At 63.9% G+C, this 21,352-nt stretch carries 23 protein-coding genes and 1 tRNA gene; 13 read left to right on the forward strand and 11 right to left on the reverse strand.

Annotated elements, in window-relative coordinates; all coding sequences use genetic code 11:
- The first annotated feature begins 52 nt into the window (after positions 1-52).
- From DC363_RS04985 to DC363_RS05000, 4 genes are all read left to right on the forward strand, one after another.
- On the forward strand, positions 53-586 hold the full coding sequence (locus DC363_RS04985) for a hypothetical protein (RefSeq protein ID WP_108640039.1): 534 nt from the start codon (positions 53-55) through the stop codon (positions 584-586).
- A complete protein-coding gene (locus DC363_RS04990) occupies positions 586-981 on the forward strand; it encodes an MAPEG family protein (protein ID WP_108640040.1) in 396 nt (131 codons plus the stop codon). The genes DC363_RS04985 and DC363_RS04990 overlap by 1 nt, the downstream gene beginning before the upstream one ends.
- Before the next feature lie 70 nt (positions 982-1,051).
- On the forward strand, positions 1,052-2,440 hold the full coding sequence (gene lpdA, locus DC363_RS04995) for a dihydrolipoyl dehydrogenase (RefSeq protein ID WP_108640041.1): 1,389 nt from the start codon (positions 1,052-1,054) through the stop codon (positions 2,438-2,440).
- A 135-nt stretch (positions 2,441-2,575) separates the two neighbouring features.
- Positions 2,576-3,052, forward strand: a complete 477-nt coding sequence (locus DC363_RS05000; RefSeq protein ID WP_108640042.1) for a TerB family tellurite resistance protein — start codon at positions 2,576-2,578, stop codon at positions 3,050-3,052.
- Here DC363_RS05000 and DC363_RS05005 read toward each other — a convergent pair.
- Positions 3,049-3,699 carry a GntR family transcriptional regulator gene (locus DC363_RS05005; protein WP_108640043.1) on the reverse strand — a complete coding sequence of 217 codons (651 nt, stop codon included), beginning with the start codon at positions 3,697-3,699 and terminating at the stop codon, positions 3,049-3,051. The two genes, DC363_RS05000 and DC363_RS05005, sit on opposite strands and share 4 nt — an antisense overlap.
- A 31-nt stretch (positions 3,700-3,730) precedes the next feature.
- Positions 3,731-4,420 (reverse strand): M48 family metallopeptidase, encoded by a 690-nt coding sequence (locus tag DC363_RS05010; protein ID WP_108640044.1) that lies wholly within the window; start codon positions 4,418-4,420, stop codon positions 3,731-3,733.
- A gap of 118 nt (positions 4,421-4,538) precedes the next feature.
- Between DC363_RS05010 and DC363_RS05015 the strand changes: the two genes are divergently transcribed.
- The 3 genes from DC363_RS05015 to glsA all read left to right on the forward strand — a co-directional run bounded on the left by DC363_RS05015 (position 4,539) and on the right by glsA (position 6,137).
- Positions 4,539-4,865, forward strand: coding sequence for a TIGR02300 family protein (locus DC363_RS05015; RefSeq protein WP_108640045.1), 327 nt, complete (start codon positions 4,539-4,541; stop codon positions 4,863-4,865).
- A gap of 116 nt (positions 4,866-4,981) precedes the next feature.
- Positions 4,982-5,057, forward strand: a tRNA-Ala gene (locus DC363_RS05020).
- Positions 5,058-5,192: 135 nt separating this feature from the next.
- Positions 5,193-6,137 (forward strand): glutaminase A, encoded by a 945-nt coding sequence (glsA, locus tag DC363_RS05025; RefSeq protein WP_108640046.1) that lies wholly within the window; start codon positions 5,193-5,195, stop codon positions 6,135-6,137.
- A gap of 7 nt (positions 6,138-6,144) precedes the next feature.
- On the opposite strand, the gene yghU is transcribed toward glsA, so the two are convergent.
- A complete protein-coding gene (gene yghU, locus DC363_RS05030; protein ID WP_108640047.1) occupies positions 6,145-6,984 on the reverse strand; it encodes a glutathione-dependent disulfide-bond oxidoreductase in 840 nt (279 codons plus the stop codon).
- Between the two features lie 164 nt (positions 6,985-7,148).
- On the opposite strand from yghU, the gene DC363_RS05035 reads away from it, so the two are divergent.
- On the forward strand, positions 7,149-7,943 hold the full coding sequence (locus tag DC363_RS05035) for an IclR family transcriptional regulator (protein ID WP_108640048.1): 795 nt from the start codon (positions 7,149-7,151) through the stop codon (positions 7,941-7,943).
- Positions 7,944-7,952: 9 nt separating this feature from the next.
- On the opposite strand, the gene DC363_RS05040 is transcribed toward DC363_RS05035, so the two are convergent.
- From DC363_RS05040 to DC363_RS05070, 7 genes are all read right to left on the reverse strand, one after another.
- Positions 7,953-8,327: a Na+/H+ antiporter subunit G gene (locus DC363_RS05040; protein WP_108640049.1), complete on the reverse strand. Its 375-nt coding sequence runs from the start codon at positions 8,325-8,327 to the stop codon at positions 7,953-7,955.
- A complete protein-coding gene (locus DC363_RS05045; protein WP_108640050.1) occupies positions 8,324-8,611 on the reverse strand; it encodes a K+/H+ antiporter subunit F in 288 nt (95 codons plus the stop codon). The genes DC363_RS05040 and DC363_RS05045 overlap by 4 nt, the downstream gene beginning before the upstream one ends.
- Positions 8,608-9,108, reverse strand: a complete 501-nt coding sequence (locus DC363_RS05050) for a Na+/H+ antiporter subunit E (RefSeq protein ID WP_108640051.1) — start codon at positions 9,106-9,108, stop codon at positions 8,608-8,610. The genes DC363_RS05045 and DC363_RS05050 overlap by 4 nt, the downstream gene beginning before the upstream one ends.
- Before the next feature lies 1 nt (position 9,109).
- A complete protein-coding gene (locus tag DC363_RS05055; protein WP_108640052.1) occupies positions 9,110-10,666 on the reverse strand; it encodes a monovalent cation/H+ antiporter subunit D in 1,557 nt (518 codons plus the stop codon).
- Positions 10,663-11,025, reverse strand: a complete 363-nt coding sequence (locus DC363_RS05060) for a Na+/H+ antiporter subunit C (RefSeq protein WP_108640053.1) — start codon at positions 11,023-11,025, stop codon at positions 10,663-10,665. The genes DC363_RS05055 and DC363_RS05060 overlap by 4 nt, the downstream gene beginning before the upstream one ends.
- Before the next feature lies 1 nt (position 11,026).
- Positions 11,027-13,933, reverse strand: coding sequence for a monovalent cation/H+ antiporter subunit A (locus tag DC363_RS05065; protein WP_108640054.1), 2,907 nt, complete (start codon positions 13,931-13,933; stop codon positions 11,027-11,029).
- Between the two features lie 143 nt (positions 13,934-14,076).
- A complete protein-coding gene (locus DC363_RS05070; protein ID WP_108640055.1) occupies positions 14,077-14,361 on the reverse strand; it encodes a DUF1330 domain-containing protein in 285 nt (94 codons plus the stop codon).
- A gap of 175 nt (positions 14,362-14,536) precedes the next feature.
- Between DC363_RS05070 and DC363_RS05075 the strand changes: the two genes are divergently transcribed.
- From DC363_RS05075 to preA, 3 genes are read left to right on the forward strand one after another with little or no spacing between them, the layout of a single operon-like run.
- Complete coding sequence (locus tag DC363_RS05075; RefSeq protein WP_108640306.1) at positions 14,537-15,865, forward strand: NAD(P)-dependent oxidoreductase; 1,329 nt, start codon at positions 14,537-14,539, stop codon at positions 15,863-15,865.
- A 59-nt stretch (positions 15,866-15,924) separates the two neighbouring features.
- On the forward strand, positions 15,925-16,335 hold the full coding sequence (locus tag DC363_RS05080; RefSeq protein WP_158270833.1) for a hypothetical protein: 411 nt from the start codon (positions 15,925-15,927) through the stop codon (positions 16,333-16,335).
- Positions 16,336-16,389: 54 nt separating this feature from the next.
- Positions 16,390-17,694 (forward strand): NAD-dependent dihydropyrimidine dehydrogenase subunit PreA, encoded by a 1,305-nt coding sequence (gene preA / locus DC363_RS05085; RefSeq protein ID WP_108640057.1) that lies wholly within the window; start codon positions 16,390-16,392, stop codon positions 17,692-17,694.
- A 61-nt stretch (positions 17,695-17,755) separates the two neighbouring features.
- On the opposite strand, the gene DC363_RS05090 is transcribed toward preA, so the two are convergent.
- Positions 17,756-18,373 carry a TetR family transcriptional regulator C-terminal domain-containing protein gene (locus DC363_RS05090; RefSeq protein ID WP_108640058.1) on the reverse strand — a complete coding sequence of 206 codons (618 nt, stop codon included), beginning with the start codon at positions 18,371-18,373 and terminating at the stop codon, positions 17,756-17,758.
- Between the two features lie 172 nt (positions 18,374-18,545).
- Between DC363_RS05090 and DC363_RS05095 the strand changes: the two genes are divergently transcribed.
- Positions 18,546-19,811: a Zn-dependent hydrolase gene (locus tag DC363_RS05095; protein WP_196778376.1), complete on the forward strand. Its 1,266-nt coding sequence runs from the start codon at positions 18,546-18,548 to the stop codon at positions 19,809-19,811.
- Positions 19,812-19,892: 81 nt separating this feature from the next.
- The gene (gene hydA / locus DC363_RS05100; RefSeq protein ID WP_108640059.1) at positions 19,893-21,347 is read left to right on the forward strand and encodes a dihydropyrimidinase; all 1,455 of its coding nucleotides are present in this window, start codon (positions 19,893-19,895) and stop codon (positions 21,345-21,347) included.
- Positions 21,348-21,352: the final 5 nt, after the last annotated feature.

Below are 21,352 nucleotides of genomic sequence, written 5' to 3' on the forward strand. Positions count from 1 at the left end.
CGCGCCTGCCCCTTGCGGGTCGGGCGCGGCGCCCCCACCTGCGGCCCCTGTCATGACCTACGCCCGCGCCATCGCGGCCCGGCGGGCCTTTGCCCTGCCCGGCTATCCGACGTTGGCGGACGAAGGCTTCGACGGCGACTATGTCTCGCCGATCCAGATGACGTCAGGCAACCTTGACGGGCCGATGCTGATCTCGAAAGACTGGCTCGACGCGCCCTCGGTGCGCAAACATCGCCCCGAGTTGCAGCGGCAAGGCTACCTCGCCACCAATCCCTACAACCGCGTGATCGACATGGTGCTGCGGCTTCTGGGACTGGTCCGGGCGGATATTTACATCACGCCGGTTTTCCACTTGCTGACGCCGCAACGATCCTCGACCATCTCGCCTGTCCATGCCCGGGCCTCGTTCGACGCCGTCGGGCGGCACGAGCTTCTGGGCCGTCGCCCGGTCGCCCTTGGCCATGACGCTGCCCGCGTGTTACGTCACTTCGACGTGCCCCATGTGCAGGCCCCCCACCCCTCAGCCCGGATCGGCACCTTTGCCACCAAGGCCGAACAGATCGCAACCGCCATGAAAGCCGCCTGATGACCGCCGAACTGACCACACTCGCCCTTGCGGGCCTGTTGCAAGCGCTGCAATTCGCCGCCTATTCGATCCGCGCCAACCGCGACGTCGGGCTGGGCTATTCTACCTCGGCCCGGGATCGCGCGCCCTCGCGGCCGCTTTCGGATCACGCGGGCCGGTTGCAGCGGGCCTTGAACAACCATTTCGAGGGGCTGATCCTCTTCACCCTTGCGGTGGTCGTCGTCACCCTCTCGGCCCAGGAAAGCGCTTTCACCGCCCTGTGCGCCTGGACCTATCTCATCGCGCGGGTGCTCTACGTGCCCGCCTACTATTTCGGCCTGCGCCCCTGGCGCTCGCTCGTCTGGATGGTCGGATTTGCCGCAACCATCCTGATGATCCTCGCAACCCTGTTCTGATTTCATCTGACCCCGAAACTCCGGGGGTCCGGGGGCTGGCCCCCGGCGATCTGCAAAAAGGAAAACACCCATGGCAAGTTATGACGTCATCATCATCGGCTCCGGCCCCGGCGGCTATGTCTGCGCTATCCGCTGTGCGCAACTCGGCCTGAAAACCGCCTGCGTCGAAGGGCGCGACACGCTGGGCGGCACCTGCCTGAACGTGGGCTGCATCCCCTCCAAGGCGTTGCTGCACTCCAGCCACATGCTGCACGAGGCCGAGCACAATTTCGCCGCCATGGGCCTCAAGGGGAAATCGCCTTCGGTCGATTGGAAACAGATGCTGTCCTACAAGGATGACGTGATCGGCCAGAACACCAAGGGCATCGAATTTCTGTTCAAAAAGAACAAGGTGGACTGGCTGAAAGGCTGGGGCTCGATCCCCGAGGCGGGCAAGGTCAAGGTCGGGGATGAGGTGCACGAGGCCAAGCACATCATCATCGCCTCGGGCTCTGAAGTCTCCTCCCTTCCCGGCGTCGAGATCGACGAAAAGACCGTCGTGTCCTCCACCGGCGCGCTGGAGCTCAAGAAGGTCCCCAACGACATGGTCGTGATCGGTGCCGGTGTCATCGGGCTTGAGCTGGGCTCGGTCTACAGCCGTCTGGGCGCCAATGTGACGGTGATCGAATTCCTCGACGCTGTGACGCCGGGCATGGATGCGGAAATCCAGAAGACCTTCCAGCGGACGCTGAAGAAACAGGGGCTGAAGTTCGTCATGGGCGCCGCCGTGCAAGGGGTCGAGACCAAGGGCGGCAAGGCCACGGTGACTTACAAGCTGCGCAAGGACGACAGCGAGCACAGCGTCGATGCGGATACGGTGCTGGTCGCCACGGGCCGCCGCCCCTACACCGACGGGCTGGGGCTGGATAAGCTGGGCGTCGAGATGTCCGACCGCGGCCAGATCAAGACCGACGCGCACTACAAGACGAGCATTGATGGTATCTACGCCATCGGCGACTGCATCGACGGCCCCATGCTGGCCCACAAGGCCGAGGATGAGGGCATGGCCTGCGCCGAAGGGCTGGCCGGCCAGAAGCCCCACGTGAACTACGATGTGATCCCCGGCGTGATCTACACCCACCCCGAGGTGGCCGCAGTGGGGGCCACGGAGCAGCAGCTCAAGGACGCCGGACGTGACTACAAGGTCGGCAAATTCTCCTTCATGGGCAACGGGCGGGCGAAGGCCAATTTCGCGGGCGACGGCTTCGTGAAAATCCTTGCGGACAAGACGACCGATCGCATTCTGGGCGCCCATATCATCGGCCCCATGGCGGGCGATCTGATCCACGAGATCTGCGTCGCCATGGAGTTCGGCGCAGCGGCCGAGGATCTGGCCCGCACCTGCCACGCGCATCCGACCTATTCCGAGGCCGTGCGCGAAGCAGCACTGGCCTGTGGCGATGGCGCGATCCACGCCTGAACCGGGCCAACCGGGCCAACGAATATGACGGGCGGTGCCGCAAAAGGCCCGCCCGTTGTCCGCTCAGGGCCACAGCCGTGCCACATATGGACACGACAACGATGGGGACGATTGTAGCGTAGAGTGAGCCCGAACATGTCCCCAACCGATCCCGCGCCCCGTTCGCGCTTTTCCCTGCCCTCGCTGCCCTCCCTGTTCCGCGTATTTCGACGCACCCCCGGGCCGGAGCAGCTTGCGCTGCATGCCGTCGTGGCCATGTCGCAGGTGGTCATCGCCACGGGACGGATGGACGACGCTGCCGTGCAGCAGATCGCGGCGATCCTGACGCGGTTGACCGGTCGCGAATATGGGCCGACGCAGGTGATGGAGATGTTGCAAAAGCTCAACCCCACGGCCGAGGATCTGGCGCAGGTCGGGCAAGATCTGCCGGAACGGGATCGCGAGATCGTGCTGGAGGCGGCGCTGCAACTGGCCGTCGCCAAGGGCGAGATCCGCCCCCCGGAATATGAGGTCGTCTCGGATCTGGCGCTTCGGATGCAGGTCGGGGCGGAAGCCTTCCGCCGCGCGGTGCGCAACGTCTCGGCGCATTTTCAGGCGATGCGGGCGGCCTAGACCTTCAGCATCCGCAGGCCCTGGGTCGCGTCGGAGCGCACGGCGAGTTTAAGGCTCGCTTCGTCCCCCGCTTTCAACGCGGCCAGAATCAGCTTGTGATTGCGCGGCGGCTCGGTCCGGCGCAGGCGACCATAGAGTTTCGACATCGTCGGCCCCAGTTGCAGCCAGATCGTCTCGGCCATGGCGAGCATCGCGGGGGCCTGCGCGCGCAGATAAAGCGTGCGGTGAAATTCGAGGTTCAGCCGGATGTAGCCCGGCGCGTCCTGCCGCGCGATCACCCCGCCGACGCGGGCGTTGATCTCTTCCAGCCGCTCGATCAGGGCCATGTGGGCGCGGGGCAAGGCGCGGGCGGCCAGTTCCGGCTCAAGCAAGGCACGCAGGGCGGCGAGTTCCTCGATCCGCTCGTTGCTCAGCTCCGGCGTCGAGACCCGCCCGGACGAGGACAAGAACAGCGCGCCTTCGGCCACCAGCCGCCGCACGGCTTCCCGCGCGGGCGTCATGGAGACGTCGAAATCCTTGCCGATCCCGCGCAGGGTCAGTGCCACGCCGGGATGAATTTCCCCGTGCATGATGCGTTGGCGCAGGGTGCGATAGACACGGTCATGGGCCGCACCGGGACCGTCACTGGCTTTGGTCTGGATCAACATGGGTTATTTGTGATCACGAAGCGCGGCAAGGTCAATCGAAACGCACCCGGTGCAGGGCGGACCCATTGTCGCGCAGCCACTGGCGGCACTCTGCATGGGGCCCGAAGAGGGTCTCAACCGCGGCCCAGAAGCGCGGGGAATGGTCCATGTGGGCAAGATGGGCGACCTCATGGGCGGCGACGTAGTCGAGCACCCGGGGCGGGGCCATGATCAGCCGCCACGAATACATCAGGTTGCCGGCCGAGGTGCAGGACCCCCAACGCGACCGGGTGTCGCGCAGGGTGATCCGGCTGTAGGGCCGCCCAAGGGCTGCGGCGTAGCGGTCCGACGCCTCGGCCAGCGCATCCCGCGCTTGCAGCTTGAGAAAGGCGGCCACCCGTTTGCCCACAAGCGCAGGCGCGTCGGGCAGGACCAACGCGCCATCCTGCAGCCGCGCGCGTTTCACATCGCCCGCGACCAGCGGCAAAGCCTCTCCCCGATAAAGCACGCTGCCGCCCAGCCGGAGCACCTGTTCGGGGGCCACGTCGGCCAGATGGCGACGCAACCAGTCTTCGCGGTCGCGCAGGAAGGCCATGCCTTCGCGCTCGGGCACGCGGGGGGGCAGCGTCAGTGTCGCCCGCCCGTCCAGCCGCGAGATGCGCAAGGACAGCCGCCGCGCCCGTGCGGAGCGGCGCAGTTGCACCTGCACCGGGGGGTTGCCATCGAGGATCAGAACGCCCATGTGTGCCTTTCGCGAAAATCCGGTGCCGATAGTCTTTGACACGCCCAAGGTGCTATGGCAATTGACGCCGATCCAGCCCGGGCGAGTCCCGTGCTGCCATGATATGAAGGATGAACAGATGCCAAAGGAAGAGTGGGGCACAAAGCGCCTCTGCCCAACCACCGGAAAGCGGTTCTACGATTTGAACGCCTCGCCGATCATCAGCCCTTACACCGGCGAAGAGGTCGAGGTCGAGACGGGCAAGACCCGCACGATGCAGGCCGATGCCGCCGATGCACAGAACAAGGCGAAGGCCGCCGAGGCGGACGAGGAAGATCTGGTTCTCGACGATGAAGAGGACGTGGAAGCCGATCTGGGCGACGATGTGCTTGAAGATGACGACGACGACAACGACGTTCCGCTTGAGGAAATCGCCGATGTCGCAGCGCCGGATGATGAATCCTAATTTTTCCGGTTTCGGGCGGGATTTTACTCTTGATCTCGCCCGCGCCGCCGCCTAGACAGCGGCTTGTCGCGGACGCTGTTCCAACAGCAACACCAGACCCGCGACACCCTTGGTAAGGGGCATTAGCTCAGCTGGGAGAGCGCCTGCATGGCATGCAGGAGGTCAGCGGTTCGATCCCGCTATGCTCCACCATTCCCCCCCCGGTTTATGATGTGTAGCGCCGTGCGCGCCTGTGATGTGGGCCGATTGGTGTGCGCCCCTTGCGCGCAGCACCCTTGAGCCGTTCCGGCCTTGATTTTCGGGCCCACCACCACAGGTGGAGCCGTAATGACAGAGCTAAGCACCCGCCTTCACCACATCATCGACGAAGCCCTTCTCGACGCGAGCGAGATCGAGGATTGGGGCCGCAGTGCCGATTACATCCCGCCCCTTGCGCAGGTCGATCCGCGGCAGGCGGCGGTCTCGGTCTGCCTGCCCGACGGCACGATGGTGAACGCCGGGGAAAGCCGCAAGGCCTTCTCGATCCAGAGCATCTCAAAGGTGTTCAGTCTGGCGCTGGCCATGGGGCGCTATGGCGACCTGTTGTGGCAGATCGTGGGGCGCGAACCTTCGGGGACGCATTTCGCCTCGCTCGCCGCGCTTGAGGCGAATGAGGGGCGCCCCCGCAACCCGTTCGAGAATGCCGGTGCCATCGCCACCACCGGCGCGCTTCTGAAGGGGTATGAGCCGCGCGAGACCTTGTCGGAGCTGGTGCGATTCGTCCGCGATATGGCGGGTGACGAAAGCATTCTGATCGACGCCGAAGTGGCGCGGCTCGAGACGGAAAGCGGCTTTCGCAACACCGCGATTGCGAATTTCCTGCGCCACAACGGGATTTTGACCGAAGACCCGGACCGGGTTCTGGGCACCTATTTCCACCAATGCGCCATCGAGATGACGACGCGGCAGTTGGCCCGCGCGGGGGCGACGCTGGCGCAACTGCCCTGCGCCAACATCACCCTTGGCGCGGATCGCATCCAGCGGATCAACGCGCTGATGCTGACCTGCGGGCTTTATAACGAATCCGGCGATTTCGCCTTTGAGGTGGGACTGCCGGCCAAAAGCGGCGTGGGGGGCGGGTTGCTTATCTCGGTGCCTTATCAGGCGTCGATTGCGATCTGGACGCCCGGGCTGAACGCCAAGGGCAATCCGATGATCGCAATCTATTTGGCGAAACGAATCGCCGACGAAATGGGCTGGTCGATCTTCGCCAAACCCGCCGAAACCCTGTGAAGTTGCGCTAGGGCTTTTTCGGCACGCTGTCGAAATCGCTTGCGTCGTGGCGTTCGCGCAGTTGCTCGTGCGGCGCGCCGCTGGCGCGGTTGACCATGCGCCCGCGCACATAGGCGGGGCGCGACATCACGTCATCGGCCCAGCGCTGCACGTTCTCATAGCCCTCAGCCTCAAGGAACTCGGCCGCGTCGTAGGTCTGCCCCTTCACCAGTGAGCCATACCAAGGTGCCACGGCCATGTCGGCGATGGTGTAGGTGTCGCCCGCGATGTAGCGGTAATCCTCAAGCTGCTTGTCGAGCACGTCGAGCTGGCGCTTGACCTCCATCGTGAAGCGGTTGATCGGGTATTCCATGGGCTCGGGCGCATAGGCGTAGAAATGGCCGAAGCCGCCACCCAGATAGGGGGCCGAACCTTGCAGCCAGAACAGCCAGTTCAACGTCTCGGTGCGGCCTTCGATGTCGCGCGGCAGGAAGGCGCGGAACTTCTCGGCCAGATAGAGCAGGATCGCGCCGCTTTCAAAAACGCGCACGCCGGTGGATTTGTCGAACAGGGCGGGAATTTTCGAGTTCGGGTTCAGATCGACGAAGCCGCTGGAGAACTGGTCCCCCTCCCCGATGTCGATGAACCACGCGTCGTAGTCCGCCGCATGGCCCGCGGCCAGAAGCTCTTCCAGCATCACGGTCACCTTGACGCCGTTGGGCGTGGCCAGCGAATGCAGTTGCAACGGGTGCTTGCCCACCGGCAGGTCCTTGTCGTGGGTCGGGCCCGACACCGGCCGGTTGGTGCTGGCGAACTTGCCGCCATTCTCGGAATCCCAGGTCCAGACTTTGGGGGGCGTGTAACTCATTTTGAACTTCCTTTCTTGCGCAGACCATAGGCTAGGCTACAGGGCCGCAGGTGCAATGGGATGGGGCGGAATAAATGCGAAACTTTCCGCCACGGGAAATTTGACAGCGCGGGGCATTCGTCCGATCAATGGCGACCCATTGACCGTGACTGGACCGACCCGCGATGACAAAGCCCCGCCCCACCGAAACGATCCCGACGAACCTGCGGCTGTTGGCCGTGCTGGAAGAGGTGGCCCAGGGCGGGGTGCCGGTGACGCCGACGGACGTGAACGCCCGTCTTGGCCTGCCGAAACCCACGATCCACCGTCTTTTCGCCACGCTTGAGGCCGAAGGCTTTCTTGAGCGGGATCTGGACGGGCGGACCTATTCGCCCGGTCCGCGGTTCCGCACCATGGCCACGGGGGTGTTGTCGTCCTTGCGGGTGCGCACGGCGCGGCTGGCGGTACTGCGCAAGCTGAGCGAGACCATCGGCGAGACCTGCAACATCTCTCTGCCCGACCGCGACGCGATGATCTATCTCGAGCGGGTCGAGACCGAATGGCCCCTGCGCATCCAGTTGCCCGTGGGCTCGAAGGTGCCCTTCTACTGCACCGCGTCGGGCAAGATGTATCTGTCCACCCTGCCCCGGTCCCATGTGACGCGCTATGCCGCGTCGGAACGGTTCGAAGCCAAGACGCCCCATACGATCACCTCGGCCGAGGCGCTTTTGGAAGAGGTGTCGCGCGTGCGCCAGCGCGGTTATTCGCTGGACACCGAAGAGTTCATGGACGGGATGGTGGCGCTGGCTGTGCCGGTTCTGGACCGCAACAAGCGGCTGATCGCCACGCTTTCGTTCCACGCGCCAACCCTGCGCTTTGACACCGACAAGGCGGCGCGGTTCCTGCCGAACCTGCAAGCGGCGGCGGCGGATCTGAGCAGCCTGTTGTTGGATGCAGGGGCCGAAGCGTCACCCGCTTGAGCCGCGTCGCTAAATCACGTTTCCGTCTTCGTCGCGCTGGACCAGCGTTGACCACGTCTCGTCCGACTTGACCTTGGGCGGGGTGTCGCACGCGCGGCGGTGGATGTTCACCTTGCTGATGAAATTCGCCGAGATGGGCGCGGTGACAAACAGGAACGCCATGATCAGAAGCTCATGGAAGGACCCGTCGCGGAAGACGTAGGAATGGCTCATCGCGGCCAGCAGAAGCGCGCCGATGCCCATGGTGCCGACCTTGGTGGGGGCGTGCAGGCGGGTCATCGGATCGGGCAGTTTGACCAGCCCGATGGCGCCGACGAAGGTGAAGAAGGCCCCGATCAACAGGAACACGCCGACCGCATAGGTTCCGAACTCGCTCAGGGTCATTCGATGATGTCCCCCCGCAGCACGAACCGCGCATAGGCCACGGTCGAGACGAAGCCCAGCATGGCGATGATCAGCGCGGCCTCGAAATACAGCCGTGAGCTTTGCGCGATGCCCAGAAGCACGATCAGACCGATGGCGTTCACCACCATCGTGTCCAGCGCCAGAATGCGGTCGCCCGTGCTGGGGCCGATCACAAGGCGCAGCATCGCCATAAGCGTCGAAAGCGCGACCGCACCAAAGGCGATCATCAGCGCGAAGCTGAGGAAGTCGGCAGCAGGCATCATACGAAAATCTCCTTCAGGCGGGCCTCGTAACGGGTTTTGATGTCATCGCGGACGGCGTCCGGATCGTCGGTGTGCAGCACATGCACCAGAAGATAGTGCCCGCGGCTCGACATATCCGCCGAGACGGTGCCGGGCGTCAGGGTGATCGTCCCGGCAAGCACGCTGATCGCTTCAGGCTGGCGCAGATCGAGGGGGATCTTGATCCACGTCGGCCGCAGCTTCTTGCGCGGCTTGGTCAGCACGATCCACGCCACCTGCACGTTGGCGATGACGATATCATACAGCACCAGGAATACGTAGAGGATCATCCGCCCCAGCTTGAACCCCGTGGGCCGGTCTGGCCACCACGCGGCGAAAGCGCGCGGAATGACCGTGCCAAGGATCAGCCCAAAGACCGCCATTCCGGCGCTCACGTTGTTTTGCAGGATCACCCAGACCACGGCCAGCAGCAGCGTCATCACGGGGTGCGGGAAAAGCCAGTTGAACAGCCGGGTCATGTCAGTGATCCTTTGCCGTTGGGGTGCTCAGCTTGCCCTCGGTCTCGAGCACGGTCGAGAGATAGGCGTCGGGTGCCAGCAGTTGATCGGCGGTGGCGGACAGATAGTCATAGGCGAAACCGGCAAAGACCGTATGGGCGAGAAGCAACGCCAGCAGCCCGCCCACGGCCACGAAGGTCAGTCGGCTGGGCAGCGGCACCTTGGGCGCTTCGTCGCCCTCTTCTTCCGGCGGCGTCACGCTGTGCGCTTTCCAGAACAGGGTGCTGCCAGCGCGGGCGAACCCCACGAGCGAGATCAGGCTGGTGCCCAGAACCACAGCCCAGATCACCGTGGCCAGCCCATGATCGCGGGCGGCATCAAGGATCAGCAGCTTGCCAAGAAAGCCCGACAGGGGCGGCAGGCCGACCATGCCGATGGCGGCGACGAAGAACAGCCCCGAGACCAGCGCGGTGCCCGCCACGGGGCCGGTGGTGGTGAAGTGCAGATGCGGGCGGCTGTAGCGCACCAGATCCACCAGCAGGAACAGCGCGCCGCCCACCAGCGTGGAATGCACGATGTAATAGAGCGCCGCCGTCAGGCCCGCATGGGTGAACAGCGCCACCGGGATCATCACCATGCCCATGGAGCCGATCACCGCGAAGGCCACCAGCCGATCTAGCTTGCGCGCCGCCAGCACGCCGAACATCCCGAGCGCGAGCGTCAGCAGCGCCACGGGCATCAGCCAGACATCGAACAGGTTCGCCGTGGCGTCCAGCTCGGGCGGGAAGATCAGCGTATAGACGCGGATGATCGCATAGGCGCCCACCTTGGTCATGATCGCGAAGAAAGCCGCCACCGGTCCGGGGGCTTCGGCGTAGCTGGAGGGCAGCCAGAAATGCAGCGGCACCAGCGCGGCCTTGATCGCGAAGACCAGCAGCAGCAGGACCGCAGCGACGCGGATGCCCGCCGTTCCGCCCTCTCCGATCAGGGCGACGCGCTGCGCCAGATCGGCCATGTTGAGCGTCCCCGTCTCGGCGTAAAGCGAGCCGAGCGCGAAAAGAAACAGGGTCGAGGCCAGCAGGTTGTAGAGCACATATTGCACCCCCGCCCGCAGGCGCACATTGCCGCCGCCGTGGATCATCAACCCGTATGAGGCGATCAACATCACCTCGAAAAACACGAACAAGTTGAAGGCGTCGCCCGTCAGGAAGGCCCCCATGATCCCCATGAGCTGGAACTGGAACAACGCGTGGAAGTGCCGCCCGCGTTCGTCCCATTTCGAGCCGATGGCGTAGAGCAGCACGAAAAGCGCAAGCACGGCGGTCAGCAGCACCATCAGCGTGGCCAGCCGGTCGCCCACCAGCACGATGCCGAAGGGCGCGGCCCAGTCGCCAAGCTGATACAGCAGGATGGTGCCGTCGCCGGTCTGCCACGCCAGCGCAATGGCGATGGCGATCAGCGCGGCGACACCGGCGACCGAAAACACCCGCTGGATGCCAATATGGAACCGCGCGGCGAGCACGATGAAGGGCGCCAGCATGGCCGGCAGCACGACGGGGGCGATCAGCCAATGGGTCACGGGCGCTCCTCCGCGTCCGAAGGGGCATCGGCGGGGTTCGCCAGATCGTCGACAAAATCGTCATCGGCCCCCAGATAGCTGCCCAGCGCAATCATCACGACCACAGCCGTCATCCCGAACGAGATCACGATCGCGGTCAGGACAAGCGCCTGCGGCAACGGGTCGGCGTAGGCCGCGACCCCGTCGCGCAGGATCGGCGCCGAGCCGACGGTCAACTGGCCCGAGGCGAACAGGAACACGTTCACCGCATAGGTCAGTAGCGACATGCCAAGGATCACCGGAAAGGTGCGCAACCGCAACACGAGGTAAAATCCGGCAGAGGTGAGGATCCCCACCGCCGAGGCAACCAGAACTTCCATTCTACGCACCCTCCCCGACCGGCGTGTCCGGTCCTTTGATGTCCACTTCGGCGGGGTTTTGGTTGCTCGTGCGCGACGGGTCAATATCCATCGGGTTCTCGCTGTCTTTCACATGGGCCCGCCGGGCCAGACGCGAGAAACTTTCAAGCGACAGCATCACCGCGCCCAGCACCGCAAGGAACACGCCCAGATCGAACAGCGCGGCGGTGGCAAGCTCGAATTTGTCGAACGGCGGAATGCGCACATAGGTGAAATCCGAGGTCAGGAAGGGCTTGCCCACGAACCACGCGCCGATCCCGGTGAGCCCGGCGACAAGCACGCCCGCGCCGATCACCCCGTGATAGGGGAAGCGCACGCGATCCTCGGCCCAACCAAAGCCGCTGGCCATATATTGCATGACCACGCCGATGGACACGATCAGCCCCGCGATGAAGCCGCCGCCCGGTTCGTTGTGGCCGCGCAGGAAGATGTAGAAGCCCACCAGCAGCACCACCGGGAAGATCACCCGCGTCAGCACGACCATCATCATCGGGTGCTGGGTGCCCGAGAGCGGCTTGTCCGGCACCCGGTTGAGCAGACGCGCCCGCACCGGACCGTTCAGCAGCGCCTCGGTCAGGGCAAAGATCAGCAGGGCGGCGATGCCCAGCACGATGATCTCGCCAAAGGTGTCGAAGCCCCGGAAATCCACAAGGATGACGTTCACCACGTTGGTGCCGCCGCCGCCCTTGTAGGAATTGGCAAGGTGAAATTCGGAAATCGGCGTCGTGACCGCATCGCGCAGCAGGTAGTGATAGGACAGCGCCATGGCCGCCAGCCCCGCCGCACCGGCCACGGTCACATCGCGCACCCGCCGCAGGAACGAGGTCTCAAGCGGGGTGTGATTGGGCAGGAAGTTGAGCGCCAGCAGCATCAGGATGATCGTCACCACCTCGACGGTGATCTGCGTCATCGCAAGGTCGGGCGCGCTGAAGAACACGAAGCCGATGGACACGATCAGCCCGACGATGCCGATCAGGATCAGCGCCAGCAGCCGGTTGTGATGCATCGAGGCCAGACCCACCGCCGCGATCACCAGCATCAGCCAGCCCGCGATCTCGACCCAGCCAGCCGGCTGCACTGTGCGGGTCGCGTCGCCCAGCACGCCGGTGGTCCAGGCGTGATACCCGGCCGCCGTCACCGCGACGCCGAAGATCATCGCGTAGCGGGTGAACGCGCCGTTGTGCAACGGATGGATCAGCCCGCGCGACAGGGCAACGAAAGCGGCGATGATGCCGTCGAAGATGGTCTTCGCCTCGGGGCGCGGGGTGGCCTCCCACGCGCGGGACAGGGGCCGGAACAGCGCCAGCAGGATCAGCCCGCCGACCACCGCGATGATCGACATATAAAGCGCGGGCACCAGCCCGTGCCAGATCTTGATATGCGCATCGGGCACCTCGGCCGCGATGCCCAGCACCGACGCCGTGACCAGTTTGACGAAATCCTCGACCAGAAACGGTGCCACGCCGATCAGCACGACCAGCACCACAAGGATCGCGGGCGGCAGCCAGAGGCCCGCGCCGGGATCATGGGGCTGGGCGGGGTAGCTCTCGGGGTCGCGCTTGCCCCCGAGGAAGGTGTGCGCGATCAGCCGGAAACAATAGGCCGCCGAGAAAAGCGAGCCGACGGTCACCAGCACAGGCACCAGCCAGTCCGGCCCGAAGAGCGCGGTGTGGCCCATCTCTTCGAGCATCATCTCTTTCGAGAGGAACCCGTTGAGCAGCGGAATCCCCGCCATCGACAGCGCTGCGAGCGTGGCGATGACGAAGGTGATCGGCATCAGGTGCCGCAGCCCGCCAAGGATGCGGATGTCGCGGGTCCCGGTCTCGTGATCGATGATCCCTGCGGACATGAAAAGCGCCGCCTTGAACGTGGCATGGTTTAGGATGTGGAACACCGCCGCGAAGGCCCCGAACGCGGTGCCGGTGCCCAGCAACATGGTGATCAACCCCAGATGCGACACGGTGGAGAAGGCCAGAAGCGCCTTGAGGTCATGTTTGAACAGCGCGATCACCGCGCCAAGGATCATCGTCACCAAACCGGCGGTGGTCACGATATAGAACCACTCCGGCGTCCCCGAGAGGACGGGCCACGTGCGGGCGAGCAGGAAGATCCCGGCTTTGACCATCGTGGCCGAGTGCAGATAGGCCGAGACAGGCGTCGGTGCGGCCATCGCGTGGGGCAGCCAGAAGTGGAACGGGAACTGTGCGGACTTGGTGAAGGCCCCGATCAGGATCAGGAACAGCGCGGGCAGATACATCGGGTCGGCCTGAATGGCCTCACGCTCTTGCAGGATCACGCTCAGGTCGTAAGAGCCCACGATATTGCCAAGGATCAGCATCCCCGCGATCATCACAAGCCCGCCCATGCCGGTCACCGCAAGCGCCATCCGCGCGCCCTGCCGCCCTGCCTCCAGATGCTTCCAATAGCCGATCAACAGGAAAGACGAGAGTGACGTCAGCTCCCAGAAAATAAGCAAAAGCAAGATGTTGTCCGACAGCACGATCCCCACCATCGCGCCCTGGAACAACAACAGGTAGGTGAAGAACTCACCCATGTTGTCGTCACGCGAGAGGTAGAAGCGCCCGTAGGCGATGATCAGCAAGCCGATGCCCAGGATCAGCGTCGCGAAGAAGAAGCCCAGCCCGTCGAGCATCAGGGTCACGTTCAGACCCAGCGCGGGAATCCAGTTGAACCCGGTCTGCACGACCTCGCCTGCCAAAACGGCGGGCAGATTGGTCAGCAGGCCCACGAAAGCGGTCAGGGTGACCATGAACGTCACGCCGCCGACGGCCTGACGCCCGGCAGAATTCATCAAACCGGGCAGCAACGCGCCCAGAAATGGCAAGGCGACGATAAGGAAGAGGGACACGCGAACTCCTGATCTTGGGGCCGGATAACCCGCCCTTTTTGAGTGAGTTTCAGCCTACCCTCAAGGGCAACCGGACAAAATCGCCTTAAATTTGAAGTTACTTCTCGTCAAACCGCGGGGCGCGCGCCCCGCGGCACGGCGGGTCAGACCCCTTGGACGATCTTGTAGTCGCGGTCCGCCACCGGCAGCGCGTATTCCAGCGCCTCTTGATAGTCGGGCGAGTTGTAGAACTCTTTCGCGGTTTCCATGTCGGGGAACTTGATCAGCACGTTGCGCGCCCGGCTGGTGCCTTCCATCACTTCCGTCTCACCGCCACGGGCCAAAAATTCACCGCCGAACTTCTCGACGGCGGGGCCGGCAAGCTTGGCATATTTCGCGTATTCCTCGGCGTCGTGAACGTCGATCTGAACGATGGCATAGGCGGTCATGGGCGGTCTCACTTCTGTCTGATTTGGGATGATTTCGCCCCCACCTTACGGAAATTTCAGCCACGGTCCATTGAAAGATAAGCAAAAATCTTGCCCGCAAAATTTCAAAATTTTACCGTTTGATAAAAAAATAAACTGTGCAAAGGTGATTGCCATGATTGACGACGGAGTCCTTATGAATTCGCCTTACACCCCCGGAATCGCCGCCCAGCGCCTTGGCTCGGACGAATTGGCCAAGAATTTCGCCGATCTGCATGCGCCGCTGGATCGCCATGAAGCCATGGTGGCCGCCGACCGCTGCTACTTCTGCCACGATGCGCCCTGCATCACCGCCTGCCCCACGGACATCGACATTCCGCTGTTCATCCGCCAGATCGCGACAGACACGCCCGAGGCGGCGGCCAAGACCATTTTCGACATGAACATTCTGGGTGGCATGTGCGCCCGTGTCTGCCCGACCGAGGATCTGTGCGAAGAGGCCTGCGTGCGCGAACTGGCCGAAGGCAAGCCGGTCGAGATCGGCCGCCTGCAGCGCTATGCCACCGATACATTGATGGCCAAGGGCGAGATGCCGTTCACCCGCGCGCCGTCCACCGGCCACAAGATCGCGGTGGTGGGTGCGGGTCCGGCGGGGCTGTCCTGCGCCCACCGTCTGGCGGTTCTGGGCCATGATGTGGTGGTCTTCGACGCCATGCCCAAGCCCGGAGGCCTGAACGAATACGGCATCGCCGCCTATAAATCGACAGAGGATTTCGCCGCCCGCGAGGCGGAGTGGCTGTGCTCCATCGGCGGTATCGAGATCCGCAACGAGATGGTGCTGGGCCGCGACATCGCGCTTGACGACCTCGAGAAGGATTTCTCGGCGGTGTTCCTTGGCATGGGCCTGGGTGGCGTGAACGCCCTCTCGGTCGAGGGCGACGACAAGGGCGGCGTAGAGGATGCGGTGTCATTTATCCGCACCCTGCGCCAGTCCGATGATCTGTCCGCCCTGCCTGTGGGCCGCAACGTGGTGGTGATCGGCGGCGGCATGACCGCCGTGGACGCCGCCGTGCAGTCGAAACTGCTGGGCGCGGACAATGTGACCATCGCCTATCGCCGGGGCCGCGACGCCATGAGCGCCAGCCGCTACGAACAGGATCTTGCGGCCTCCAGCGGGGTGAAATTGCTGTTCAACGTGATGCCGCGCGCCATTCACGGCAACGGCACCTCGGCCGAGATCGAGCTGGAATACACCAGCACCGAGGGCGGCACGCTTAAAGGCACCGGAGAGACGATCCGCCTGCCCGCCGATCAGGTGTTCCGCGCCATCGGTCAAACCCTGCACAGCGACGAGGGGCTGACGCTTGAGGGCCGCAAGATCGCGGTGAACGAAACCGGCCGCACCAGCCGCGTCGGGGTCTGGGCCGGGGGCGATTGCGCGTCGGGCGGGGACGACCTGACGGTGACCGCCGTTGCCGAAGGCCGCGATGCGGCGATGGACATCCATGCGAGCCTGCAGGGATGAAGGCGGCCGCGATCCTTTGCGCAGCACTTCTGCCCGGGGTGGCCCTGGCCGAGTGTGACATGACCGGCACCACACTGGTGGAGGTCAACGCAGCGCAATGGATCAACATCGCAAACGCGGTCGATCTGGACCCCAACGACCTGCGCGCCGCCACAGGCACGGTGCGCGGTGTACTGACGGACCTGAACCGCGACGGCGCGCCGGAGCTTTGCGTGGATTACGACACCACGCTGACCTGCTCGAACGGTGTCGCGGTGTGCGCCCATGCGATCCTCGCCGGGCCACACTTCGAACGGGTGTTGTTCCACGACGCCGGCCACGTGCTGCGCGTGGCTTCCTCGCCCGCGCCGACCTGGGCCGCCCTGTCGATGGAGTCGACCTATTCCAACGGTGAGATCGCGCTGACGATCCTGACCTATCAGAACGATGCCTATCACTCCGCCGGACAGGTGGTGATCGGGCAACGGTAACTTTGACCTATGGCCCCGTCTGCGGGGTGGTAACGCGAACCAAAGAGGCATGACATGGCTGATCTGACAACGGACTTTCTGGGCATCAAGAGCCCCAACCCCTTCTGGCTGGCCTCGGCCCCGCCCACCGACAAGGAATACAACGTCCGCCGCGCCTTCGAGGCGGGCTGGGGCGGGGTCGTCTGGAAGACGCTGGGCGCGGAAGGGCCGCCCGTCGTCAACGTCAACGGGCCGCGCTATGGCGTGATCTACGGCAAGGATCGCACGGTTCTGGGGATCAACAACATCGAGCTGATCACCGACCGCGACCTTTACACCAACCTTGAAGAGATCAAGCGCGTGAAGGCCGATTACCCCGACCGCGCGATCATCGTGTCGATCATGGTGCCCTGCGAGGAAGAGGCGTGGAAGGCCATTCTGCCGCTGGTGGAGGACACCGGCGCCGACGGGATCGAGCTGAACTTCGGCTGCCCCCACGGGATGAGCGAGCGCGGCATGGGTGCGGCCGTCGGACAGGTGCCCGAATACATCGAGATGGTCGCCCGCTGGTGCAAGAAATACTACTCCAGGCCGGTGATCGTGAAGCTGACGCCGAACATCACCGACATCCGCAAACCGGCGGAAGCGGCAAAGCGCGGCGGCGCGGATGCTGTGAGCCTGATCAACACGATCAACTCGATCACCTCGGTCAACCTCGACACCATGTCGCCGGAGCCGTCGATCGACGGCAAGGGCACCCACGGCGGCTATTGCGGGCCGGCAGTAAAGCCCATCGCCATGTCGATGGTTTCAGAGATCGCGCGCAACCCCGCGACCCACGGGCTGCCAATCTCGGGCATCGGCGGCGTGACAACCTGGCGCGATGCGGCCGAGTTCATCACGCTGGGCTGCGGCAACGTGCAGGTCTGCACGGCGGCCATGACCTATGGCTTCAAGATCGTGCAGGAAATGATCTCTGGCCTGTCGCAATGGATGGACGAAAAGGGCCACACGAGCATTCAGGACTTCATGGGCGCGGCGGTGCCGAACACCACCGACTGGCAGTATCTGAACCTCAATTACGTCGCCAAGGCGCAGATTGATCAGGATCTGTGCATCTCGTGCGGGCGCTGTTTTGCGGCCTGCGAGGATACATCGCATCAGGCGATTGCCATGTCCGACGACCGCACCTTCACCGTCATCGACGAGGAATGCGTGGCCTGCAACCTGTGCGTGGACGTCTGCCCGGTGGAGGATTGCATCACCATGGTCGCCCTTGAACCCGGCACGGTGGACCCGCGCACCGGCAAAGTTGTGCAGGCGGAGTACGCCAACTGGACGACCCATCCGAACAATCCGGCGGCGACCGCTGCGGAATAAACGTTCACTGTTATTCCCTGCGACTGGGCCGGTGCGTCGCATCGGCCCAATTTTTGTCGGGCTACGGGTTTGAGCCGGCCGGGGTCAGAAGCGCGCGCAGCATCGCTTCGATATGCGCATGGGCGCCCTCGAACGGGTCCGCGTCGCCTAGGATCGCGCGCACCTGCACGTCGAAATCCGCGTAGTGCTGTGTCACGGCCCAGATCGAAAAGATCAGGTGATAGGGATCGACGGGCCGGATTTTCCCGGCCTCTGCCCAGCCGTTGATCACAATAGCCAACTCGCCGAGCAGTTCGCGCAGCTCTCCGCGCAAGACCTCACCGATGCGCGGCGCGCCCTGAATGATCTCGTTCGCGAACAGGCGGCTTTCGCGGGGGAAATGCTGCGACATCTCGAGCTTGTGGGTGGCATAGGCCAGAAGCTCCTCAACCGGGTCGCCATCGGCCTTGATGTTCTTGAGCGGCTCAAGCCAGTTTTCCAGAAGCCGCGCCAGCAACGTGGTGTAGATCGCCTCTTTCGAGGGGAAATAATACAGCAGGTTCGGCTTGGACAGGCCCGCCTCGTCCGCGACCTGATCAAGGGTCGAGCCGCGAAACCCGAACTGGGAAAAGACAACAAGCGCGGCCGACAGAATCGCCGCCTGATTCTTCTTTTGTATCCGTGTGTCGGCCTTGGGCATGGGACGTGTTCCGGTCTCGGCTGCGTCAATTGGCGCTGTCCTTAAACGCTGCGGCGGGAAAGCGTAAGCAAAATCCTTGACTGGTTCCGGACCCGTGTTAGCGTGCCTTTGACCAGTTGGTCAAATATCGCAAGGACCAGCCCGGGGAGGGGTCGGTCAAAGGGGGGACTGCATGGCGGACGCGACACCGGCAATGGGCGAGAATCTGAAAATCAACGGCGCACGGCTGTGGGACAGCCTGATGGAGATGGCCAAGATCGGCCCCGGAGTGGCCGGCGGCAACAACCGCCAGACGTTGACGGATGAGGACAGCGAAGGCCGGCACCTGTTCCAAAAATGGTGCGAAGCTGCGGGCTGCACCATGGGCGTGGACGAGATTGGCAACATGTTCGCCCGGCGCGAAGGCACGGACCCCGACGCCCTGCCCGTCTATGTGGGCAGCCACCTCGACACCCAACCCACGGGCGGCAAGTATGACGGTGTGCTCGGGGTTCTGGGCGGGCTGGAAATCATCCGCACGATGAACGACCTCGACATCAAGACCAAGCACCCGATCGTGGTCACCAACTGGACCAATGAGGAAGGCACCCGCTTCGCACCCGCCATGCTCGCCTCGGGGGTTTTCGCGGGCAAGCACGAACTGCAGTGGGCCTATGACCGCGAGGATGCCAAGGGCAAGAAGTTCGGTGACGAGTTGGAGCGGATCGGCTGGAAGGGCGACGAGAAGGTCGGCGACCGCAAGATGCACGCCTTTTTCGAGTTGCACATCGAACAGGGCCCCATTCTGGAGGCCGAGGATAAGGATATTGGCGTCGTCACCCACGGGCAGGGCCTGCGCTGGATCGAATGCACGGTGACTGGCAAGGAAAGCCACACCGGATCGACGCCCATGCATATGCGCAAGAACGCGGGGCGGGGCCTGGCACGGGTGACCGAGCTGGTGCACGAGATCGCGATGAAGAACCAGCCCAACGCGGTGGGCGCCATCGGGCACATCGACGTCTATCCCAACAGCCGAAACGTGATCCCCGGCAAGGTGGTCTTCACGGTCGACATGCGCACGCATCTTCTAGACAAACTCAACGCCATGGTGGAGGAGTTCAACGCCCGCGCCCCCGGCCTGTGCGAAGAGATCGGGCTTGAGTTCTCGAGCGAGATCGTCGGCCAATTCGACCCGCCCGCCTTCGATGAGGGCTGCGTGCGCGCCGTGCGCAACGCCGCCGAACGGCTGGGCTACAGCCATATGGATATCGTCTCGGGCGCGGGGCACGATGCCTGCTGGATCAATGATCTGTATCCCACGGCGATGATCATGTGCCCCTGCGTGGACGGATTGAGCCACCACGAAGCGGAAGAGATCAGCCAAGAGTGGGCCGCAGCCGGCGCGGACGTGCTGCTGCATGCGGTGCTGGAGACGGCGGAGATCGTGCCCGGTTGAACCGGTTGAGGGGGCTCTGCCCCCGTCGCCAAAGGCGACCCCCCGGAGTTTTCGGGTCAGATGAATAAAGGGAGACAAGGGATGAGCAAGGTCATCAAGAACGGAACCATCGTGACCCACGATTTGACCTATAAGGCGGACGTGTTGATCGAGGATGGCGTGATCACCGAGATCGGGCCCAACCTGAAGGGCGATGAAGAGTTGGACGCCACGGATTGCTACGTCATGCCCGGCGGCATCGACCCCCATGTGCATCTGGAAATGCCGTTCATGGGGACCTACTCGACCGATGATTTCGAGAGCGGCACACGGGCGGGACTCGCGGGAGGCACCACGATGGTGGTGGATTTCTGTCTGCCCAACCAGGGCGAGAGCCTACTGGATGCAATCAAGCGGTGGGACAACAAATCGACCCGCGCGAACTGCGATTATTCCTTCCATATGGCGGTGACCTGGTGGGGGGAGCAGGTCTTCGACGACATGAAGACCGTCATTCAGGATCGCGGCATCAACACGTTCAAGCACTTCTTGGCCTACAAGGGTGCGCTGATGGTGAACGATGATGAAATGTTCAGCAGTTTCAACCGGCTGGCCGAGTTGGGCGGGATTGCCATGGTGCATGCCGAGAACGGCGATGTTGTGGCGGAACTGTCTGCCAAATTGCTGGCGGACGGCAATACAGGACCCGAGGCGCACGCCTATTCGCGCCCCTCACAGGTTGAGGGCGAGGCCACGAACCGCGCGATCATGATTGCCGACATGGCGGGCGTGCCGCTTTATGTGGTGCACACGTCCTGCGAGGAAAGCCACGAAGCGATCCGCCGCGCGCGCCAGCAAGGCAAGCGCGTCTGGGGCGAGCCCTTGATCCAGCACCTGACGCTGGACGAGAGCGAGTATTTCAACACCGATTGGGACCACGCCGCCCGCCGCGTCATGTCGCCCCCGTTCCGCAACAAGAAGCATCAGGACAGCCTGTGGGCCGGTCTGCAAAGCGGGTCCCTGAGCGTCGTCGCCACGGACCATTGCGCCTTTACCACCGAGCAGAAACGCTACGGCGTGGACGATTTCACCAAGATTCCCAATGGCACCGGCGGGCTTGAGGACCGGATGCCGATGCTCTGGACCCACGGGGTCGAGACCGGGCGGCTGACACCCAACGAATTCGTCGCCGTCACCTCAACCAACATCGCGAAGATCCTCAACTGCTACCCCAAGAAGGGGGCCATTCTGGTCGGTGCGGATGCGGATATCGTGGTCTGGGATCCTGCGAAGGAAAAGACGATTACCGCGAAGGCGCAGCAATCGGCCATTGATTACAACGTCTTCGAGGGCAAGAAGGTCAAGGGCCTGCCCCGTTTCACCCTGACGCGCGGCCATGTGGCGGTGCATGACGGTGACATCCGCACGCAAGAGGGCCACGGCAAGTTCGTGAAACGCGAAGGCAACGGCATGACCAATCAGGCGCTCACCAAATGGAAAGACCTCACCGCGCCGCGCCCCGTGCAACGTTCTGGCATTCCGGCGACGGGGGTATAAGTCGC

Source organism: Thalassorhabdomicrobium marinisediminis (genome assembly GCF_003072065.1).
Taxonomy (GTDB): Bacteria; Pseudomonadota; Alphaproteobacteria; order Rhodobacterales; family Rhodobacteraceae; genus Octadecabacter; species Octadecabacter marinisediminis.

Coding starts and splice junctions, on each gene's coding strand:
- DC363_RS04985 (WP_108640039.1), top strand. CDS start 53: ATGACCTACGCCCGCGCCATCGCGGCCCGGCGGGCCTTTGCCCTGCCC.
- DC363_RS04990 (WP_108640040.1), top strand. CDS start 586: ATGACCGCCGAACTGACCACACTCGCCCTTGCGGGCCTGTTGCAAGCG.
- lpdA (WP_108640041.1), top strand. CDS start 1,052: ATGGCAAGTTATGACGTCATCATCATCGGCTCCGGCCCCGGCGGCTAT.
- DC363_RS05000 (WP_108640042.1), top strand. CDS start 2,576: ATGTCCCCAACCGATCCCGCGCCCCGTTCGCGCTTTTCCCTGCCCTCG.
- DC363_RS05005 (WP_108640043.1), bottom strand. CDS start 3,699: ATGTTGATCCAGACCAAAGCCAGTGACGGTCCCGGTGCGGCCCATGAC.
- DC363_RS05010 (WP_108640044.1), bottom strand. CDS start 4,420: ATGGGCGTTCTGATCCTCGATGGCAACCCCCCGGTGCAGGTGCAACTG.
- DC363_RS05015 (WP_108640045.1), top strand. CDS start 4,539: ATGCCAAAGGAAGAGTGGGGCACAAAGCGCCTCTGCCCAACCACCGGA.
- glsA (WP_108640046.1), top strand. CDS start 5,193: ATGACAGAGCTAAGCACCCGCCTTCACCACATCATCGACGAAGCCCTT.
- yghU (WP_108640047.1), bottom strand. CDS start 6,984: ATGAGTTACACGCCCCCCAAAGTCTGGACCTGGGATTCCGAGAATGGC.
- DC363_RS05035 (WP_108640048.1), top strand. CDS start 7,149: ATGACAAAGCCCCGCCCCACCGAAACGATCCCGACGAACCTGCGGCTG.
- DC363_RS05040 (WP_108640049.1), bottom strand. CDS start 8,327: ATGACCCTGAGCGAGTTCGGAACCTATGCGGTCGGCGTGTTCCTGTTG.
- DC363_RS05045 (WP_108640050.1), bottom strand. CDS start 8,611: ATGATGCCTGCTGCCGACTTCCTCAGCTTCGCGCTGATGATCGCCTTT.
- DC363_RS05050 (WP_108640051.1), bottom strand. CDS start 9,108: ATGACCCGGCTGTTCAACTGGCTTTTCCCGCACCCCGTGATGACGCTG.
- DC363_RS05060 (WP_108640053.1), bottom strand. CDS start 11,025: ATGGAAGTTCTGGTTGCCTCGGCGGTGGGGATCCTCACCTCTGCCGGA.
- DC363_RS05070 (WP_108640055.1), bottom strand. CDS start 14,361: ATGACCGCCTATGCCATCGTTCAGATCGACGTTCACGACGCCGAGGAA.
- DC363_RS05075 (WP_108640306.1), top strand. CDS start 14,537: ATGAATTCGCCTTACACCCCCGGAATCGCCGCCCAGCGCCTTGGCTCG.
- DC363_RS05080 (WP_158270833.1), top strand. CDS start 15,925: ATGACCGGCACCACACTGGTGGAGGTCAACGCAGCGCAATGGATCAAC.
- preA (WP_108640057.1), top strand. CDS start 16,390: ATGGCTGATCTGACAACGGACTTTCTGGGCATCAAGAGCCCCAACCCC.
- DC363_RS05090 (WP_108640058.1), bottom strand. CDS start 18,373: ATGCCCAAGGCCGACACACGGATACAAAAGAAGAATCAGGCGGCGATT.
- DC363_RS05095 (WP_196778376.1), top strand. CDS start 18,546: ATGGCGGACGCGACACCGGCAATGGGCGAGAATCTGAAAATCAACGGC.
- hydA (WP_108640059.1), top strand. CDS start 19,893: ATGAGCAAGGTCATCAAGAACGGAACCATCGTGACCCACGATTTGACC.